The sequence below is a fragment of the Halodesulfovibrio oceani subsp. galateae genome, from assembly GCF_055397225.1.
In genome coordinates this window covers 1,621,852-1,640,914 of record NZ_AP042453.1, presented here as the reverse complement: position 1 = coordinate 1,640,914, position 19,063 = coordinate 1,621,852, and the positions used below count along the sequence as shown (strand labels likewise).

Sequence of the window (19,063 nt, the reverse complement as noted above, 5' to 3'; positions counted from 1 at the left end):
TTTTGTTTCTACTAAAAAAATGCTGGTGACTAAACATTCGATGGGCTTCTGTGTTTTCCAGTGAATATTGGAAAGTACTTTGTAGAAGAATCTGTAGTGTGGAAATTTGCTATTGGCGATGATTGCCTCGATAGTATGTCGTTTCTTGCGCTTAAAAAGGTATTCCAAATGAATCTGCGGTATAGGTTTTTAATAGGGTTGGTTGTAATATTGGCGCTGGTTGGCATGGACGGCTGCATGAGCCAAGAGCTAAAGACAGCTTTGAGCACTGAAGATGCACAGGTAGTCTCACAGTTAGTACAGAATAATCCTAATGATATTTCTGGTGCTTCATTAAAAGATTATAAGTTGCGTGGATTAGAACTGTACGATCTAACAATAAAAAATGTGGATATGTACAATCTTGACTTACAAGGTGCAAAGTTAACCAATATAACATTTGAAGATTGTACATTGACTGGTGTTGATTTCAGCAACAGTGAGTTTCATAATGTCAGGTTTATGGATACTACGCTCGAACCGATTGGCACCACAAGATATGATGTGAAAGAAACGATATTTAAAAATTCGTTGCTAGATAAGGTTGGATTTGGAGACGGAAGTAAATTGCTGGATGTGTTACTGCATTCATTGGCTAAAGGGTCTAGTCTTGCAATTATTGATTGTACAATAGAGGTTGTGGTTGAGGGGCATTCCTATGTTTTTTATGACTCTTATCTAGAGAATTTACTGATAGACAGAACTGATGTGGAAGAAGGCGTTGCACTGTCTTTAGCAATATTTGGTGGAGAGAATGTCGTAATCAAGAATAGTTCATTAACAGACGTTGATTTCTATGGAGTTGAGGCTAAAAATTTAATTATCGAGAATAATAGAGATTCACTTTTGCGTGTTGGTGGCGAATTTGAGAATGTGAAAGTCGTGGGGAACAGCGATTCTTTGATAGTGGTTGATGGTGCAATAACAACAGCATATGCAAGCGATAATGGAGGGAGAAATAGTGATGTGTCTTTTGGAGGGGATATTGGCGAAGTGCTAGTGAAAGATGGTGATGGACTTAGTGTATGCCTTTCTCGAGGCAAGATTAAATCAGCAGTAGTGTCTAACTGCAATAATATGGTTTACTTAGAATTGAAATCTGTGATCATTGATGAATTGAAGTTGAGTACACTTGATGCAGAAGAAATAAATTCGGCTGAAACATTAATAAAAGAATTATCCATAGAAGATGTTGTCTTGAAAGAAAGAAGCTGGGTGAGAGATACCACGGTTGTGGATGTGTCTGTCGAAAATTTAACTATTTCTCCAGATGTGCGTTACGATGAGTCATATAAAGAGACAGAAGGTTTTTGGAATGGCTTGCTTTCAAAGCAGTAAGTTTTTTATTTTCGGATGCCTATGCTAATTTTTCAACAGTTTTTGAGTCAAAGATTATAAGCTGTATCAGAAGATAGAAATAAAAAAGGCAGACTCAGTTGAGTCTGCCTTTTTTATTATTGAACCTGAATATACGAAGTGACTGATCGAACTTTAGGGACTGCGTTTGCGTGTTGAATAATTTTTTCTTTCTCTTTGTCAGAGGCGACAATACCTGTGAGAACAATGTTGCATTGTACAACATCAACAGAAACGTTGGTGGACCAAATTTCTTTGTCACCAATTAAGGTTTTTGTGAGTCCTGCGCTCATAGACATGTTGTCTGTAGTCCCGCAGAAGTCTTGCTGGTTTTTGAGAAGCAGATACGGCACAACACTATTGACACCTTTTACTTCGCGTGCCGTAGATATAACAAGGTTACGCTGTGCAAGGGAATCTACTTCACCGATAAGATATGCTTTCCCATTGTAGGTGTTGACGGAGATATCAAGGGAATTGATCCCTTTGCTTTCAACCATTTTGGAAAGGATAGTGGCCGTGATGACCGTGTCTGAATATTGTTTGCTTATGTTTCGCTCGTCTACTGCAGCATTGTACACGGCACACCCTGACAGGGCGTAGCAAAGTGTAAGTATTACGGTAATACAAAATAGCTTCTTTAGCATGTGTGTGTCTCCTAATGCTATGGGAATTAACGGAAGCTTTTTCTGGCACGAGCAAGCCACGCAGTTAGACGTGGTTCTACTCCTTGCTCTCGCTGCTGATAAAATCTGCGACCTGCGAGATCGTCAGGAAGGTATTGCTGGGGAACATACCCTTCTGGATAGTTGTGCGGATAAAGGTATCCCTTACCGTACCCCCACTCCTTTTGGAGTTTGGTGGAAGGGTTTCGCAAGTGCAGTGGAACAGGTTTGCTTCCATGTGCCCGTATCTCTTTTGCAGCGGCCAAGTAAGCTGCATAGGTCGAATTACTCTTAGGTGCAAGCGCCAAATACGTTACAGTTTCGGCCAGTGGAATGAAGCCTTCTGGCATTCCAACAAACTCGGTAGCTTGCTGACATGCCACTGCTAGAGGTAGTGCATTAGGATCTGCAAGACCAACATCTTCCGAAGCGGAGAGTATTAATCTTCGGCATATGAATCTTGGATCTTCTCCACCTTCAAGCAGGCATGCTAAGTAATAGAGGGCTGCATCTACGTCACTACCACGGATCGATTTGATCATCGCGGAGGCAAGTTCGTAATGGCTGTCTCCATTTTTGTCATGACGTGCGAGTACATCAGGAAGAACGGCTTTAAGTTGATCCGGTTCCCGTGATTCAGGTGGAAGTTGTGCAATATATTCTACAAGGTTCAGCATGGTGCGGGCATCGCCATGAGCAATTCCTGCAACCATTTCGTAAACAGTGTCGTCCAATTCAACACCACACGCTTCAGCACCTTTTTGTGCGAGTACTTGAAGTGAGGTGTTGGGCAGTGGTTTTAATTTGAGCGTGTGGAGTCGGGATAACAGCTGACGTGTGACACTGAAAGATGGATTCTCAGTAGTTGTTGCAATGAGCGTAATTTCGCCTGATTCTAAGATAGGAAGAAAAAAGTCCTGCTGAGCTTTGGAGAATCGATGCAATTCATCTAGCACGAGCACTTCAATATCTTTTAGGGACTTACGAAGCTGTGTAAGTCCAGCTTCCGGCGCACTTACTCGGAGCCATTTTAAGCCTGTGTGTTTGGCAAGTAAGAGTGCAAGAGTCGATTTGCCGCATCCCGGAGGGCCGAACATAAGCAAGCTAGGAAGCCGGTTTGCCTTTGTCAGCGCAGTGATGCGTGCAGAAAGATGCTCCTGTCCTGAGAATTCCTCAAAAGAATTAGGGCGAATTTTGTCTGCAAGAGGTTGTTTTGCCTCCATAGACATCTCCTTGCTAACGCGCAGCATTGTTTACTTCACCTTTCCACCAAGCAAGTCCGAGACACAGCAGGGCTGCTGTTTCCCAGCGTAAAATTCTTTTCCCAAGACTTACTGGCTTGGCGTCTTGATTTTTGAAATATTCAGCTTCAGCGTCGGAAAATCCGCCTTCTGGGCCGATAATGAAGAGTGTTTTTCCTGAAAGGTCAAGCTGCTCGAAAGATAGTATGTCAGATGGTGACTGGCCTTCCCAGAGCATGAAAATATTATCAAACTCTTCAGCGCGGTTCATAACACCTTTTGAACCAGTAGGAAATGTTGCGAGTTCTGGAATCCAAGGATTGTCACATTGTTTAGCTCCAGCCAGCATTTGGCCTTCCCAGCCTTCTTTAACTTCTGAGGGCACTTTGGATTGGGAACGGTCTGCCTGCCAGAACCAGAGTCCTGCGGCTCCGAATTCAACAGCTTTTTCAAAAATCCAGCCACGTCGTACGGATTTTCCCCAACCTATTGCAACATAATGCTCTGACTTTGGTTTAGGGTGCTGAATGATTTCTTGCTGTTCAATAGATACTGTATGCTTATCCATTTCGGTAATGGTAAAGGTGCCTTCTCGCCCTTTACCGTCTAACAGACGAATAGTATCGCCTGTTCGCATGCGTAGTACTTTAATCGCATGTTTAGCTTCTTGACCTTCAAGCACACAGTGCTCGCCCCATTTATCTGTTTCAAGAAAAAATGTTTTCATGAATTTCTATCTCATTATTGTATGTAGTGCCGATGGCAATAAAAAAAGGGAAGCCATACGGCCTCCCTTTTAATTTATTCATTTGGATGCAGCTTAGTCAACAAGCTTCATGCGTGCTGTGCCATCTTTGTAGAATGGCAGTTCTGCTTTTGTGGCTTCAAGGGAAGTACGAGCGCCTTTAACGAGGAATTTCTCATTATCAGCAGCTTCAATTTTTACGTAAGCTAATGCAACGGAATGTCCAACACTCGGGCAGTAAGAACCACTGGTAACATGGCCAACTTCTGTGCCGTCTTCAAGTGTAACAACGTCATCGTGACGTGCGGAACGTCGACCAGGAATTGAAAGAGCGATAAGGAGTTCGGTTCCTTCCCGGTCTTTACCTTTACCGACGTAATCTGCTTCAGAGCGAAGCATCCAGCCCATACCGGCTGCGGTAGGGGAGTGGGTTGTGTCGAGATCCTGACCGTAAAGTGGAAGGCCTACTTCAAGGCGAAGGGTGTCACGTGCACCAAGGCCAGCCGGTTCAACTTCTTCCTGAGCCATCAGGGCTTCCCAAAGTGCTTTTGCATTTTCGGAAGGAAGGTAGAATTCGTAACCTAATTCACCAGTGTAGCCAGTACGGCTGATGATGAGCGGCTGTCCGTTAAAGTCAACAGTGCGGAAGTTAAAATATTTTAGGTCTCGCAGGGAACTGTCGAATATTTTTTCAAGCACGTCGTAAGATTTAGGGCCCTGAAGATCAATTTTTGCAGTCTGGTCAGACATATCTTCGAGAGTTACGTACTCAGGAAGACGTTCTTTTATCCAGTTAAAATCGCTTTTAATACAGGCAGCGTTGACGACGAGCATGTATTCGTCTTCTTCGAGGCAGTACACGATAAGGTCGTCAAGAATACCGCCTTCTTTGTTCAACAGAAAACCGTAACCGCACTTACCTGGAGCAAGTTTTTCCAGATTATGTGTTACGATTTTAGAAAGGGCATCGCGAGCGCCTGCACCTACGAGAGCAAATTCGCCCATGTGACAGATATCGTAAATAGAAGCTTGTTCACGGCAATGAGTGTGCTCAGCGATAATGCCTGTATACTGGATAGGCATTTCCCATCCGGCAAATGGAGCCATTTTGGCACCAGCAGCTTTGTGCCACGCGGTAAGCGGGGTATGTAAAGTTTTAGACACAGCATGTCCTCCCGAATCTGGTTAAAGTGTTGTTGTTTTGTGGTTGTGTTTATTAAAGGTCGAAACCTTCAATAGATTTGTTTCGAGATTTACGAATTGCTTTAATGTCGTCAAGCAGCGAGACCAGTTTGCCGTATTCTTTTTTTATGCCTAATCCGTACCCCGAAAGATCGTCATCACGCTTGGTGATATAGTTACGGCATAAGTAACGGTCATTTAGTATAGTCTCAGTAATGCTGATCATAGAAGCAACTAGTTCGTCGAAATATGTTGCAATGTCGAATTTTAATTCTTGTAAAATGCGAACGGCTTGATGAAGCATCTCTGCGTATGGGATTTTTTCACCCTTAATTTTACGCTTTTTCAATCGTTCAAGAATCATAACTTTTCGAGCTTGCTGGATATAGTTGTAGCGAAGCTGAACGTCTTTATAGAGGTTTTTGTGCCCGTCGAAAGACTCTTCATTGTCTGGATCGAACAGGTAGCCATCCAGAATTTTTACGACATTTGCGTAAAATTCGTCTGAGTAGCTTATGATGCGACGTTGGTGCTTCGATAGCCAAGAATATAAAAATTTAAGGCGTTTTTCTTCGGTGTCAGTGTTTTCAACAAGCTCAACTCGCTTGTATGTAATGTGCCCGACATATTCACCGCGTACGATATCGTTTAAACGCAGGATCATGTTTGTAGTATCTTTAATGATATTAAGATCATCAATGGCACGGCCGGTAATCGGGTGGATAACTTCCTGTTTTGCTACAGAAAGGGCACGTTCCTGCCGAACGTTTTCCGGGTTGAATTTATGCTGCGTGTATGTAACGCGCAATATAACAACGTGCCGTTTTCTATTAACAAAGAACCCACCTTCTTCTAAGCGACGAATTACTTCAGTCTGATCTTCATCAACCTGTACAAGCGCAATTTTCTCTACAGTAGGATAGCGCCGTTTTTTGGTGGCAGAGGAGATCGTCGTGATGACTCGGTCTGTTTGTCCAAGTACACGAACCATGAATTTTTCACCAGTCTTATGTAATCGGCGAGAGAATAAGGCGCTTGAAGTTCGGCGCTCGGAGCAAATAGTAAAGCCGTAAAGCTCCATAAGGTACTGATATACAAATGCTCTGTTGTTTTCGTATTTCTTGTGATTTCCAACTTCGAATTTTTTAGCCCGAAGTCCAAAACGTTTTATTTCTGGATCAAGGTCAGAAGGGAAGGAACCGTATACGCCTGCAAGATGAAAGAAGCCAGATGAATCTAATGCCAGAACATGCGCTCTATCCATTTCAAGAATGTAAGGGAGCAACTGGGGGTAGTAATCCAATACGGAGGTGTCTACCTTGCCGAATTCATGCTTGAAATTATCGTGCATTTTCCGTGGAATACGGTTTTGAATTGTTTCAATATTTTTTTCAATTGTGCAGTTTTCTAAAGGGCAGGCATAGCCGTCTGCCTTAAATGTCACATCCATTAATGAATGTAGGATATCAAATTGAAAAATTTCAGAAAAATATTGAAGTTCACGCTCAAAAGCTACTAACGAAAAGCCGGGCAAATCTTTGTATTCGAAAAAATCGCTTTCAAATGAAGGTAGCAGTTCCCCGCGCTCTACAAGTGGATAGTCGTTGTTTTCAAAAAAAGGACGCAACAGACATTGCGTGATCTGGACGGCATCAAGAAAGTCCTTAAGTTCAGAAAGAGTCGTGATGCTGATAGGTTCGCTAAATGAAAAAGAGTCTTTCCATGGTAAACCGCATTCGCGGAAGGCGTCTTTCCAGTGTTTTGGCATTGGCAATTTGGCTGGCTGTCGTTAAAAAAAGTAAAATCTCTATTTACGCTAATAGTTCAATGTGCTTGCTAATCTTTGCATACTATTTTTTTTTCTAAAAAAACTCTAGCATTTCATAGAAAAAAACCTGTACTCTCATTGCTTGGCGTCTTATTAAAAAAATGATAATAAATTCTGAGGGCTTTATCTATATACAGAGCCGCAATGGTTAGCCGCTAAAAGGGTGGTTGGCCTATGTTCTATACGTGAAGAACGTTATAGGATGTTGCGCTGCAAAGTTATTATTTACATCTGCGCAAACCATAATATTTTGACTGGGTTATATTGGATGAATACAACCGCTTGTTATGAAAGAATTTTAGGCATTATCTGCAGTGTCTTTGATGCATATTCTGCTGTATTAATTATGCCGGATCGCTCCGGTAGTCACTTCTCTGTGGCCAGTAGTTTTAGCCTTGGTGACATGGTAAATAAGGACGAGACTTTTTCTGCCGGAACAGGAAAAGGGCTGGTAGGGTGGATCATTAGTAATGAAGAGCCCATGCTGGTTAATGACTTTGATACCAGACAGTATAATCTTGGGTATTATGCGCAGAATGAAGAAACTAAGATTAAGGCATTCATGGGAGTACCACTTAAAAATGGTGCCGGTGTGTTGTGTTTAGACAGCAAGAGACAATATTCATTTTCCAGTAAAGATCAAAAGATTCTACAACTGTTCGGGGAGCTTGTGTACGAGGTACATTCCCGTTCTTTTGTTGTTGAAGAGCAGGTTAACTTATCGCAGCAATACCATTGTTTGCAGGTGATATATTCATTACGGAAGCATCTGAAGAAGTGGGACTCTTTTTTATCTAAGTTTTTAGTCCTTCTTTCAGATACCTCTCATTTTGAATATTGCAGTTTGGCAACAAGGGATGAAGGCGGTCAAAATTACCATATTGAGGGTGAAAACTATCAACTGCTACGGGGTGAAATGGGAGAAATTCCATATGGTAGCGGCTTGGTAGGCTGGGTGTTTAAAAATAGTACGCCTTTCTTTGTGGAAGGCGGCAAGGCTGCAAGTCAAACATCTCCACTGTACGGAAAGAAAAAAGGTGTGCCACAGTTTGTCAGCGTAATTTGTATTCCGTTGGAAATTGGTGGGATGACGCGAGGTGTGTTAACGCTTGCCAGTGAAACTTCCAAAGTTATTCCTGAAGAGCTTAAGACATTTTGTCAGATGGCATCTGAACATCTTTCTTTGTTTTTGGAGAATTTGTACCTGCGCAGCAAACTGTACGAGGCGCATCGACAGGTTGATGACCTGCAGCGCGCGGCAGCTTACGAACATGAAAATGAATCTCTATTTTCATTTTCATCTAAGACCCAAGAGAGCGAATAAATGCTAGGAAAACTCTTGAGCATGTTCGGAAAAGATCTGGCTATGGATCTTGGAACTGCTAATACGCTTCTATATACTAAAAAAGACGGCATCGTGCTTAACGAACCGTCAGTTGTTGCAATTGATGTCGAACGCAACAGCGTGCTCGCAGTCGGGCGTGAGGCGAAAGAATTTCTTGGTCGTACTCCTCGTCGAATCCGTGCAATCCGTCCGATGAAAGACGGTGTTATTGCGGACTTTGAGGTTACCAAGCAAATGATTTCGTACTTCATTAAAAAAGTTATTACTGGCTTTAGTCTTGTAAAGCCGAACATTGTAATTTGTGTACCTACTGGTATTACTCAGGTTGAAAAACGTGCGGTAATCGAATCTGCTCAACAGGCAGGCGCTCGTGATGTAAAGCTCGTTGAGGAGCCAATGGCTGCAGCCATCGGCGCAGCACGTCCTATTCATCAGCCTGTGGGAACTATGGTTGTAGATATCGGTGGCGGTACAACAGAAGTTGCTATTATCTCTTTATCTGCTGTTGCTTATGCAGAATCAGTCCGAGTGGCTGGGGACGCATTAAACAGCGCCGTACAAAGATATTTTCAGGAAGAGTTCCAACTTCTTGTGGGTGAAAACCAGGCTGAAAAAGTTAAAATGACTATCGGCTCTGCTTTTCCTTTGCCAGAACCTCTGGTAATGACTGTACCGGGAAAGGATATTGTATCAGGAACTCCAACCTCTGTTGAAGTGACTGACGAAGATATCCGGATTGCACTTTCTGAATCAGTAAAAGCGATTGTTTTTGCCGTTCGTAAAGCGCTTGAAAAAACCCCGCCTGAGCTTGCAAGCGATATTGCGGAACACGGCCTGCTTTTGGCAGGTGGTGGCGCATTGCTTAAGGGACTTAATGAGCTTATTATGCAAGAGACTGGATTGCAGGTTATTATTGATGATGACCCGCTTACCACGGTTGTTCGAGGTACCGGCAAGACGCTGGATGATCGAACAAAGTTCTCGGATGTGTACATAAACTAAATTACTAAGGCGACCCCAAGGTCGCCTTTTTATCTTGGAAGACACAATGGATTTACAAAAGTTGTTACCGCAAGTTCGTGCTGCCGTTATTGAATCTGGTGCGCTTATTCAGGAAGCATGGGATAAGCCGCGTAAGGTCCGTTACAAAGGGCGTATCGACCTTGTAACGGAAACTGATGTTGCGGTAGAACATGATGTGAAAGCTAGGCTCGCTAAAATTCTTCCTGAAGCAAGCTTTCTTGCTGAAGAAAGCGCAGCTGATGCTCCGCTGAATGATCTGACATGGGTAATCGACCCGATTGATGGAACAACAAACTTTACCCATCAGGTTCCGTTTGTTTGTACCTCTGTTGGGTTGTGGCATAAAGGCAGGGTTGTGCTGGGTGTTATCAACGCTCCAATTATGAATGAATGCTTTTATGCTGCGGTTGGTAGCGGTGCTTGGTGTAATGACAAGCAGATTTTTGTTACAAAAAACGATAATCTCGAACAATCGCTGATAGCAACTGGCTTTCCGTACACAATTGCAGAAGATGCTGACGAGATTACAGATCGTTTACGTCGTGTACTGCAAGGTGCACAAGGCATTCGTCGTTTAGGCGCTGCGGCGCTTGATTTAGCATACCTCGCAGCTGGACGTTTCGATGCGTTTTATGAAAAGGGCTTGAAGCCTTGGGATACCGCTGCGGGCTGGTTGCTTGTAAACGAAGCTGGTGGCTGGGTAACAGAATATAATGCTTCGAATGACTTCTCTTTGTACTCACCAAATATTTTGGCAAGCAATACGCTTTTGCATGCAGAAATGACAAAGCTTATGTAGCTCAACCTGAATTGTGGGTGATACTAGGCAGATATTGTGAAAATGATGTTTGCACGAATTGCCCACAAAAGAACAGGGGTAAGCATGCTTGGAAAATGCTCGTAGAGTGATTGCAGTTCTTCTGCATCCACATATAGTCCATCTTGCACTTCGTCTGGATTGGGCGAGAGCATTTTTGTGCCTATATTCGCAGAGTAGAGTGATATCCATAGCGTTGAGTCGTCTATGCGTTCTTGCTGAGATTTTTGGTAATGCAGAGAGACTGTTGGAATGTTGAGCTCTTTACGGAGTACTCTTTCGGCTGCGGCTTCTAATGCTTCATCTGCACCAACATGAGTCGCTGCTGAAATATCCCACATGCCCGGTGACAATGCTTTATTATCCGACCGTCGTTGCAGAAAAAATTTTCCTTGTTTATTATAGATAAGAACAAAGACAGACTTTATTGCAAGACGCTGCTCATGCGCGGTTGCAGAGGGCATGACCAATAGAGGTTTGCCGCTGCTGTCTACCACTTCAATATGACTCCCACGAGAAGCCGCATTGTCGGTGGACGTGTTTGGATATGTAATGTCTGACATATTTGCTAAGATAGGGCCGCTGGAAGCTGATGGATATGTTTTTTTTCGTTTAGAAAAAAAAGACAGTGCAGAAGTGGCGGCGCTTGAGAAAAAATGTTTTTCAACACCATGGACTGAAAAAGAGTTCAGCCTGTCTTTTGACCAAAAGATTTTTAAGGTCTTCGGGTTGAAGAAAAATGATACATTAGTGGCCTATATAGCCATGTACCATACAGTAGATGAGTTGGAAATATTAAACATAGCTACGGACCCGAAACAGAGAAGAAATGGTGCAGGAAAACGGTTACTTGCTCTTATGCTTTGCATTGGGCAAAAATTAGGTATACAACAGGCGTTTCTAGAAGTGCGCAGAACCAATATACCTGCCATCAATCTTTATGAACAGATGTGCTTCTCTCAAATTGGGGTGCGAAAAAAATATTATAGTGACACCGGTGAGGACGCATTACTGTATAAGTGTACCCTTGCGGACCTTCCCGATAGTCTTTGCTAAGTAAGGAGTAATGACCCATGAAAAAGCTTATGGCTGCAAACTGGAAAATGTTTAAGACTGCTCAAGAAGCTAAAGATACTGCAGCTGAGCTTGTTAAGCTCGTTGGCGAACTCTCTGAAGATAGAGAAGTTGTTGTATTCCCTCCATTTACCGCTCTGCACGCTGCAGGCGAAGTTTTCTCCAAGCATGAAGGCTACTCTTTTGGTGGCCAGACTGTATGTGCAGCTTCTGAAGGTGCATTTACTGGCGAAATTTCACCTGTTATGCTTAAAGATGCAGGTTGTACTTGGGTTCTTACTGGCCATTCTGAACGCCGTGCTCTTTTCGGAGAAACTAGCGAACAGGTTGGTGAAAAAACAACCTTCGCTCTGAACAACGGCCTTAATGTTTGTCTTTGTATTGGTGAAACTCTTGAAGAACGCGAAGCCGGTGAGCTTGAGTCAGTAATTGCTGAACAGCTTGAGAAAGGTTTGGCGACTATTCCGGACACAGGACCAGCACGTCTTGCTGTTGCGTACGAGCCGGTTTGGGCTATCGGAACCGGTAAAGTGGCAGGTCCTGAAGAAATTGTAGAAGCTCATGCAATTGTTCGTGCTAAACTTCTTGATATTTTGGGCGGAAAAGCTAATACTACCCGCGTTCTTTATGGCGGAAGTGTAAAGCCAGAAAATGCTACTCAGATCATTACACTTGACAATGTTGACGGTGTATTGGTAGGAGGCGCTTCCTTGAAGGCTGAAAGCTTCAGCAAAATTGTTACTGCTTAGCAACCGATTCGGATTGATATAGCTCTTAGGAGGACGTTTCGTGGAAACCTTGATTCTGACCCTGCACGTTGTGGTCTGTCTTGCACTCATTTTGCTTGTTCTTTTACAGGCTGGTAAAGAGGGCATGGGTGTTATCTTTGGCGGCGGCAACCAGTCTGCGTTTGGCGGCGCTGGTGCAGGCGGTCTTCTAGTGAAGGTTACTGCAACTCTTGCAGCAATTTTCTTCATTACTTCTTTGAGCTACAACTACATTGCTAGTGATCGTACTTCTGATGAATCAACCATCATGAATATTCAGATCGAGCAGAAAGCTCAGCCTAGTCCTGACCAGACAACTAAATAAGTCGATAATGCGCGCTTAGCGCATCCTCAGTAACGCTTGCGTTACATATATGTGCCCAGGTGGTGGAATTGGTAGACACGCTATCTTGAGGGGGTAGTGGGCCACGCCCGTGGGAGTTCGAGTCTCCCCCTGGGCACCATGTACGTAAAGGGATCGCAGAATATATTCTGCGATCCCTTTTTTCGTTCTTATAGATAATAAAAAAGCCCGCATATGCGGGCTTCTTTATTATTCGGATTCATTTCGTAAGTCGAAAACGCGTTTTGCTTTGCCTTGTGATCGTTCAATGGATCTTGGCTCGACTAAACGCACTTTCGTTGAAACACCGAGGAATTCTTTGATTGTTTTTTGGATGCGCATTTCAATCTGCTGGAGATTTTTAATAGCATCAGAGAAGAGTGATCCGTCAATTTCAACCTGAACTTCAACAGTATCAAGGTTGCCCTGACGTTTAACAATGATCTGGTAATGCGGTGATGCTCCCTCTGTTTCCAGAATGATAGATTCAATCTGTGAAGGGAACACGTTAACGCCACGGATGATGAGCATGTCATCACTGCGTCCTGTAATACGGTTCATACGAACGTGAGTACGACCACATTTACATGGAGTGTAGTTTAAGGACGTAATGTCGCGTGTTCTGTAACGGATAAGCGGAATGCCTTCTTTTGTCAGAGTGGTGATAACCAGTTCGCCGGTTTCACCTTCTGGAAGCTGTTCGCCCGTTACTGGGTCAATAATTTCCGGCAGGAAGTGGTCTTCGAATATATGCATTCCGTCTTTTGCAACTGCACATTCGATAGAAACCCCAGGTCCCATAATTTCGGAAAGACCGTAAATATTTACAGCATCGATGCCCATTTTTTCTTGTAAATCATTACGCATTTCGTCTGTCCATGGTTCGGCGCCGAAAATGCCGACACGAAGTGGAAGATCGCGCAAGTTGACACCTGCCTGCTGTGCTGCTTCATGCAGTACAAGGCCGTAAGACGGGGTGCTGCAGATTACGGTTGCTCCAAAGTCTTCCATTAGTGAGACTTGGCGCTTAGTTCCGCCGCCGGAAATCGGGATAACAGTCGCACCGAGGCGTTCTGCACCGTAATGTACGCCAAGGCCGCCTGTGAATAATCCATATCCATATGAGTTGTGGATAAAGTCGCTGCGGGTTGCACCGGCTGCCATAAATGAACGTGCCATAAGCTCAGCCCAGTTGTTCACATCACGTTGTGTGTATCCTACAACTGTTGCCTTGCCGGTGGTGCCGCTGGAAGCATGGAGGCGGACAATATTCTCTTTTGGAACAGCAAAAAGTCCAAACGGGTAGTTGTCACGTAGATCCTGCTTCTCAGTAAACGGGAGTTTAGCCAAGTCGCTGAGGCTTTTGATATCGGCAGGAGTAACTCCCGCCTTAATAAACTGTTCGCGGTAGTGAGGAACATTTGCGTACACCCGTTCACAGAGATTCTGTAAACGGCGTAACTGAATTGCTTCTAACTCTTCGCGAGGCAGTGTTTCTTGCTCAACATTAAAAATCATACATGACTCCTGATACAAAAAGAATAAAATAACTACACGGTTCAAGGAAAGTAGTTACCAGAGTGCTGGCTCTATCGTTCCTTGAATCTTATGGACCTAGCCAGCGCACTGGCTATATATATGTGCAAACATAGGAAATGCACCATAAGCGGGAGGCGGGTCAAGTCTGTTTCTCAAAATTGTCATTTTTAATGAAAATTCTCTTCCTGTTGTTAATTGCTTATAGGCAGTAAATAACGTAGGAAGGGGCAGGAATTTAAGGCTGGCAAAGTCGGAGACGTGTTTCTACTGACATTGCTGGAAGAGAATTTATCATCCTTTTGCAGCTGCACAGGTACTGTAAGGGGATTAAAATTATAAGCATTGCATGTGTTGCGTGTAGTAGCCTAAGATTTAGCCTGCATTATAAAAGCGCAGCCCTAACGAGTGGATAAAAAATGATTGGAAAGATTGAAAAAAAATACAGTACTGTTTCTTCACAGGAAAAAGTAGCAAAGATTATTGAATGGCTTGAAGCTAAAAAAGCTAGTGATGTTGTAGTTCTTGACCTTGAAGGTGTGAACTCCTTCACTGATGCTGTGGTTATTGCCACAGTAAAATCTGTTCGCCAGTCAAGAGCGTTAGCAGATGAGATTTCTAAGCTTGCAAAGGGTGAAAACTACGAGCACCTGCGCGTTGAAGGTAAAGACAGTAACCAGTGGGTTCTGATTGACCTTAACGACGTTCTTGTGAATATTTTCCAGGAAGACGCTCGTGGTTCTTTTAATCTTGAAAGCCTCTGGGCTGACGCTAAAGTTTTATATAAATCTGAAGCTGAATAGGAATACTCACTATGACACCAACCCTTTTGCTGATTCTTGATGGTTGGGGCATTGCTCCCGCTGGTGAAGGAAACGCAATTTCTCTTGCGAACACACCAACTCTTGATCGTTTAGTTGCTGATTATCCGATGTCCCGTCTAGCTTGTTCCGGCCGTGCTGTTGGCCTTCCGGAAGGGTTTATGGGCAACTCGGAAGTTGGGCACATGAATATCGGTGCTGGGCGGGTTGTGTACCAGGATATGACACTTATTGATGTTGCACTTGAAGAAAACAAGTTCCAGAAGAACCTTGTTCTTAATAATGTTATGACATCGGCGAAAGTGAAGGGCGGAACAGTTCATTTAATGGGACTGGTTTCGGATGGTGGTGTTCATAGTCATTTCAATCACCTCGTTGCTTTGCTTGAAATGGCAAAAGCAATTGAGGTTGATGTATGCGTGCATGTGTTCCTTGATGGTCGCGATACTTCTCCTACAAGCGGACTTGGTTTTGTAAAGCAGCTTCTTGAAGCTATAGAGCGCATTGGTGCAGGTCGAATTGCATCTATTTCCGGTCGCTACTATGCGATGGATCGTGACAAGCGTTGGGATCGCAACCAGCTTGCGTGGGATTGCTTTGTGCATGGCAAAGGCAGAACCACATCAGATCCATTAAAAGCTATTCAGGACTCTTACGACGAAGGGGTCACGGATGAATTTTTCATTCCAACATCTATTGTAGCAGAAGGCGGCGAACCGATTGCAATGAAAGATGGTGATTCTGTTTTTATGTTCAACTTTAGAGCAGACCGTATGCGCCAAATTGCTCAGGCAATGTGTGTTGACAGTTTTGTTGATTTTGAACGTGGAGATTTCCCTAAGCTTTCTGCACTTGCCTCTATGACTTGTTATGAAAAATCTTTTGGGTTGCCTGTAGCATTCGCAAAAGATGATTGCCCTGATCCATTAGGAGAAGTGGTAGCTAAACAAGGCGTGAAGCAGCTTCGTCTTGCGGAGACAGAAAAGTATGCTCATGTAACATACTTTTTTAACTGTGGTCGTGAAGAGCCTTTTGCAAATGAAGATCGAGAGCTGGTCAGCTCCCCTCGTGATGTAGCCACATATGATCTGAAGCCTCAGATGAGTGTTGAAGAAGTTACAGAGAAGCTTGTAGCGGCGATTACTTCTAAGGAATATTCATTTATTGTGTGCAACTTTGCCAATCTTGATATGGTTGGGCACACCGGAATTATTGATGCTGCAATCAAGGCGTGTGAAGCTGTTGATGCATGTGTTGCTAAAGTGCTGGATGCCGTCCATACAAGTGGTTGGAGAGCTCTTGTCACTGCTGACCATGGTAATGCAGAGGAGCTGCGCAATGCTGCTGGTAACACACACACCGCGCATACAACGAACCCAGTTCCGGTAGTACTTATTGATGGAAGTACTTCATGGAAACTTCGTGAAGATGGAATTTTAGGCGATATCGCGCCAACAATTCTTGATATGTGGAATATTGAGCAGCCTGCTTCAATGAACGGAAAAAGTCTTATCTGTAAGGACTAAGCATGAGCAATTCACAGAAACCGATTTCTCCTGTTAAGCCTGTCGGGATGGAAGTTATCTTCTTTTACCCTTGTCCACATTGTGGCCGTAAAGTGCCAATTATAGGTGCCGTACAACCATCAATGGAACGCTGTGATGCTTGTCAGAACATTTTTCCGATTGTTCCAGTTGACCGACGCACTCTTCAATATTTGAAGATATCGTTAGCAGACGGCGGGGCAGCAATTGATCCCGACTTTATGTAGAATCAGTTCTTCATTTAAGAATAAAAAAAGCGGAACCTAGATATATCTAGGTTCCGCTTTTTTTATGCACAGTGTGCTTGTAAATTTACTTTTTCGCGTTGTTGTATGCGTCAGTAATTCTGTCCTTAATATAGGCGCGCATTGCAGCATCGTCTTCATCAAGGTTAAAGCAGCATGCATCTTCACCCATCAGTCCGCCAGGTACCCAGTCGCCAAGTTCATCCGCGTCATTGATCATATCTGCATAGAAGCAAACAGAAAGCCAGCGATCTTCTGGATCATCATCTACTACGTCTACAAGTACAAAAAGTTCACGCTCAGTCTGTTTATCGTGTTTTGCACGCAAGGAGAAGCTTACACCGGGTCTGCCTTTGAAGGATAGACTTGTACCTTCAAAAGAAAGCAGAAGGTCTTTGTAGTTTGCAAATGCCGCTTTTGTCTTAGCTTCAGATTCAGTCCAACCTTCAAGAAGGGCATCAAGCTCTTTACTATGGGAATTGTCAGTGAACATACATTTCTCCTGAATAGAGTGTGTAAAATTAATTACTAAAAGCACTAAAATTTCTCACGAGAGGGGCAGTGTGTCAATACTGATTCATCATTCAGTTGAAGATCAAATTATGTATAATGTACGCACTTTAGTGATAATCCGATAATGAGAAAATGAACATTTTGGTTAAACAACTAGTCAGCTATAACAACTTTCTTACTATAGCAAGAATTATTGATATAGATAACAATACAGACTATTAGCGATTGTTTTTTCAATTTTGCCAATTCGTGTTGAACAATTCTGTAAGAAATGTGTAGACATTTTTGTGATCTAAACGTAGTTCGGACGTAACGAATGGGAAGTGAAAGCCTTGATGCAGGCTACTGTTTTACAAATTTGAGATTTAGCACCCCGACGATTCTGCTAATAATATCGTCTGCTGCTTTTGTATTCTTCAAATTGTAATGGTAAATTTGCTGAAAGAAGCATTCACTATTTGAGTGTCAAATTTAGTCGAGGTGTTGCTATGGAAAATCGTGAACAGTGGGGATCCCGTGCGGGATTCATTCTTGCTGCTGTAGGCTCTGCTATTGGTTTGGGTAATATCTGGCGTTTCCCGTACATGGCGTACGAAAACGGCGGTGGTGCATTCTTTATTCCTTATATTTTTGCACTGCTGACTGCAGGTATTCCATTTATGATCATGGAATTTGGTCTTGGTCATAAATATAAAGGTTCTGCTCCAAAAGTTCTTGCCGCCGTTAATTCAAAATATGAATGGCTTGGTTGGGTACAGATTGTTATCGCAGCAATTATTGCAGTATACTATGCTGCTGTAATCGGCTGGACAATTAACTACCTTGGCTTCTCTTTTGATGGTGCATGGGGTGCTGACACTAAAGGTTTCTTCTTTGGTGAGTACCTTGGTCTTACTTCTTCTCCAACAGAGCTCGGCGGAATTCGCTGGCCTATTTTTGGTGCCTGTGCACTTACTTGGGGTTTAACTTGGCTTGCTTGTACTTCCGGTATCCGCGGTGGTATTGAGCGTGCTTGTAAGATTCTTATCCCGCTTCTTTTCGCACTCGTACTCGTGTTCATCGGTCGTGTAATTACACTGCCTGGTGCAACCGTGGGTCTTGATTTTCTCTTCACTCCAGATTTTTCTAAGCTTACAGACTTTGGTGTTTGGGCTGCTGCATATGGTCAGATCTTCTTCTCGCTGTCCATCGGCTTTGGTATCATGATCGCATACTCAAGCTACCTGCCTAAAAACGCTGATATTTGTAACAACGCAGCGATGACTGTATTTATTAACTGTGGCTTCTCTATGCTTGCTGGTATTATGATTTTCTCAGTACTTGGTAGCATGGCTCATTCCACAGGTCAGGCAGTGTCTGATGTTGCTGGTGCTGGTGTAGGTCTTGCCTTCATCACTATTCCGGCTGCTATCAACACCATGCCTGCGCCACTGTTCTTTGGTTCTGTGTTCTTCCTGTGCCTCACAATGGCTGGTGTTAGTTCTCATATCTCTATTGTTGAAGCTGTTACCTCTGCCTTGATCGATAAGCTTGGCTCTTCTCGTAGAACAGTCGTGACCGCAATCTGTATTATTGGTTTTGCTCTGACTGCAGTATTTACCACTGGTGCAGGCCTGTTGATCCTCGATATCGTTGACCACTTTATCAACAACATCTGCTTGCTCTTCGCAGCTCTTGTAGAGATTGTTCTTATGAGTTGGATCATCGGTCTTGATGGAGTACGTGATGATGTTAATAAACATTCCGACTTCTCTGTAGGCAAACTCTGGGCATTCAGCCTGCGTATCATCACAGTACTTGTTCTTGGCTACACCTTCCTTTCTAGCCTCTACAATAAAGTGACTGTACCGTACGGTGGGTACCCAATGACTGATCTTGTGATGTTCGGCTGGTCTATCTTGCCTCTCGCAATTTTGGTTGCAATCTTCCTTCAGAAGAAACAATCACATAAACAGTTCCAGCATTACTCTTAATAGCTT

19 protein-coding genes and 1 tRNA gene are annotated in these 19,063 nt (G+C 43.4%); 12 read left to right on the top strand and 8 right to left on the bottom strand.

Going from position 1 to position 19,063, the window contains the following annotated elements; translation table 11 throughout:
• The first annotated feature begins 60 nt into the window (after positions 1-60).
• The gene (locus tag ACZ5V1_RS07245; RefSeq protein WP_464391289.1) at positions 61-1,377 is read left to right on the top strand and encodes a pentapeptide repeat-containing protein; all 1,317 of its coding nucleotides are present in this window, start codon (positions 61-63) and stop codon (positions 1,375-1,377) included.
• 116 nt (positions 1,378-1,493) lie between these two features.
• On the opposite strand, the gene ACZ5V1_RS07240 is transcribed toward ACZ5V1_RS07245, so the two are convergent.
• From ACZ5V1_RS07240 to ACZ5V1_RS07220, 5 genes are all read right to left on the bottom strand, one after another.
• Positions 1,494-2,042, bottom strand: coding sequence for a BON domain-containing protein (locus tag ACZ5V1_RS07240; protein WP_464391288.1), 549 nt, complete (start codon positions 2,040-2,042; stop codon positions 1,494-1,496).
• 26 nt (positions 2,043-2,068) lie between these two features.
• On the bottom strand, positions 2,069-3,283 hold the full coding sequence (locus ACZ5V1_RS07235; protein ID WP_464391287.1) for a replication-associated recombination protein A: 1,215 nt from the start codon (positions 3,281-3,283) through the stop codon (positions 2,069-2,071).
• A gap of 13 nt (positions 3,284-3,296) precedes the next feature.
• Positions 3,297-4,028 carry a 16S rRNA (uracil(1498)-N(3))-methyltransferase gene (locus ACZ5V1_RS07230; protein WP_464391286.1) on the bottom strand — a complete coding sequence of 244 codons (732 nt, stop codon included), beginning with the start codon at positions 4,026-4,028 and terminating at the stop codon, positions 3,297-3,299.
• A gap of 93 nt (positions 4,029-4,121) precedes the next feature.
• On the bottom strand, positions 4,122-5,210 hold the full coding sequence (gene gcvT, locus ACZ5V1_RS07225) for a glycine cleavage system aminomethyltransferase GcvT (RefSeq protein ID WP_464391285.1): 1,089 nt from the start codon (positions 5,208-5,210) through the stop codon (positions 4,122-4,124).
• A gap of 52 nt (positions 5,211-5,262) precedes the next feature.
• On the bottom strand, positions 5,263-6,996 hold the full coding sequence (locus ACZ5V1_RS07220) for a hypothetical protein (protein ID WP_464391284.1): 1,734 nt from the start codon (positions 6,994-6,996) through the stop codon (positions 5,263-5,265).
• Positions 6,997-7,324: 328 nt separating this feature from the next.
• Here ACZ5V1_RS07220 and ACZ5V1_RS07215 point away from each other — a divergent pair, with 328 nt between their 5' ends.
• Genes ACZ5V1_RS07215 through ACZ5V1_RS07205 form a run of 3 tightly spaced genes read left to right on the top strand, consistent with a single transcriptional unit; the run spans position 7,325 to position 10,223 of the window.
• Positions 7,325-8,380 carry a GAF domain-containing protein gene (locus ACZ5V1_RS07215; protein ID WP_464391283.1) on the top strand — a complete coding sequence of 352 codons (1,056 nt, stop codon included), beginning with the start codon at positions 7,325-7,327 and terminating at the stop codon, positions 8,378-8,380.
• A complete protein-coding gene (gene mreB, locus ACZ5V1_RS07210; protein WP_464386477.1) occupies positions 8,381-9,403 on the top strand; it encodes a rod shape-determining protein MreB in 1,023 nt (340 codons plus the stop codon).
• A 46-nt stretch (positions 9,404-9,449) separates the two neighbouring features.
• Positions 9,450-10,223 carry an inositol monophosphatase family protein gene (locus ACZ5V1_RS07205; protein WP_464391282.1) on the top strand — a complete coding sequence of 258 codons (774 nt, stop codon included), beginning with the start codon at positions 9,450-9,452 and terminating at the stop codon, positions 10,221-10,223.
• A gap of 23 nt (positions 10,224-10,246) precedes the next feature.
• Here ACZ5V1_RS07205 and ACZ5V1_RS07200 read toward each other — a convergent pair whose 3' ends face one another.
• Entirely contained in the window at positions 10,247-10,804 is a 558-nt protein-coding gene (locus ACZ5V1_RS07200) for an NUDIX domain-containing protein (protein WP_464391281.1), read from the bottom strand.
• On the opposite strand from ACZ5V1_RS07200, the gene rimI reads away from it, so the two are divergent.
• The 4 genes from rimI to ACZ5V1_RS07180 all read left to right on the top strand — a co-directional run bounded on the left by rimI (position 10,794) and on the right by ACZ5V1_RS07180 (position 12,546).
• The gene (gene rimI, locus ACZ5V1_RS07195; RefSeq protein WP_464391280.1) at positions 10,794-11,297 is read left to right on the top strand and encodes a ribosomal protein S18-alanine N-acetyltransferase; all 504 of its coding nucleotides are present in this window, start codon (positions 10,794-10,796) and stop codon (positions 11,295-11,297) included. The two genes, ACZ5V1_RS07200 and rimI, sit on opposite strands and share 11 nt — an antisense overlap.
• Before the next feature lie 17 nt (positions 11,298-11,314).
• Positions 11,315-12,064 carry a triose-phosphate isomerase gene (gene tpiA, locus ACZ5V1_RS07190; protein WP_464391279.1) on the top strand — a complete coding sequence of 250 codons (750 nt, stop codon included), beginning with the start codon at positions 11,315-11,317 and terminating at the stop codon, positions 12,062-12,064.
• Positions 12,065-12,104: 40 nt separating this feature from the next.
• Positions 12,105-12,407 (top strand): preprotein translocase subunit SecG, encoded by a 303-nt coding sequence (gene secG / locus ACZ5V1_RS07185; protein ID WP_160711279.1) that lies wholly within the window; start codon positions 12,105-12,107, stop codon positions 12,405-12,407.
• Positions 12,408-12,460: 53 nt separating this feature from the next.
• Positions 12,461-12,546: transfer RNA gene (locus ACZ5V1_RS07180), tRNA-Leu, on the top strand.
• An 89-nt stretch (positions 12,547-12,635) separates the two neighbouring features.
• On the opposite strand, the gene ACZ5V1_RS07175 is transcribed toward ACZ5V1_RS07180, so the two are convergent.
• Entirely contained in the window at positions 12,636-13,943 is a 1,308-nt protein-coding gene (locus ACZ5V1_RS07175) for a phenylacetate--CoA ligase family protein (protein ID WP_464391278.1), read from the bottom strand.
• Between the two features lie 437 nt (positions 13,944-14,380).
• Here ACZ5V1_RS07175 and rsfS point away from each other — a divergent pair, with 437 nt between their 5' ends.
• Genes rsfS through ACZ5V1_RS07160 form a run of 3 tightly spaced genes read left to right on the top strand, consistent with a single transcriptional unit; the run spans position 14,381 to position 16,553 of the window.
• Positions 14,381-14,764 carry a ribosome silencing factor gene (gene rsfS, locus ACZ5V1_RS07170; RefSeq protein ID WP_464391277.1) on the top strand — a complete coding sequence of 128 codons (384 nt, stop codon included), beginning with the start codon at positions 14,381-14,383 and terminating at the stop codon, positions 14,762-14,764.
• A gap of 11 nt (positions 14,765-14,775) precedes the next feature.
• Positions 14,776-16,308, top strand: coding sequence for a 2,3-bisphosphoglycerate-independent phosphoglycerate mutase (gene gpmI, locus ACZ5V1_RS07165; protein WP_464391276.1), 1,533 nt, complete (start codon positions 14,776-14,778; stop codon positions 16,306-16,308).
• A 2-nt stretch (positions 16,309-16,310) separates the two neighbouring features.
• Positions 16,311-16,553, top strand: a complete 243-nt coding sequence (locus tag ACZ5V1_RS07160) for a hypothetical protein (protein ID WP_464386469.1) — start codon at positions 16,311-16,313, stop codon at positions 16,551-16,553.
• Between the two features lie 85 nt (positions 16,554-16,638).
• Here ACZ5V1_RS07160 and ACZ5V1_RS07155 read toward each other — a convergent pair whose 3' ends face one another.
• Complete coding sequence (locus ACZ5V1_RS07155) at positions 16,639-17,064, bottom strand: hypothetical protein (RefSeq protein WP_464391275.1); 426 nt, start codon at positions 17,062-17,064, stop codon at positions 16,639-16,641.
• 508 nt (positions 17,065-17,572) lie between these two features.
• Here ACZ5V1_RS07155 and ACZ5V1_RS07150 point away from each other — a divergent pair.
• Positions 17,573-19,057 carry a sodium-dependent transporter gene (locus ACZ5V1_RS07150; protein WP_464391274.1) on the top strand — a complete coding sequence of 495 codons (1,485 nt, stop codon included), beginning with the start codon at positions 17,573-17,575 and terminating at the stop codon, positions 19,055-19,057.
• The last annotated feature ends 6 nt before the right edge of the window (positions 19,058-19,063 follow it).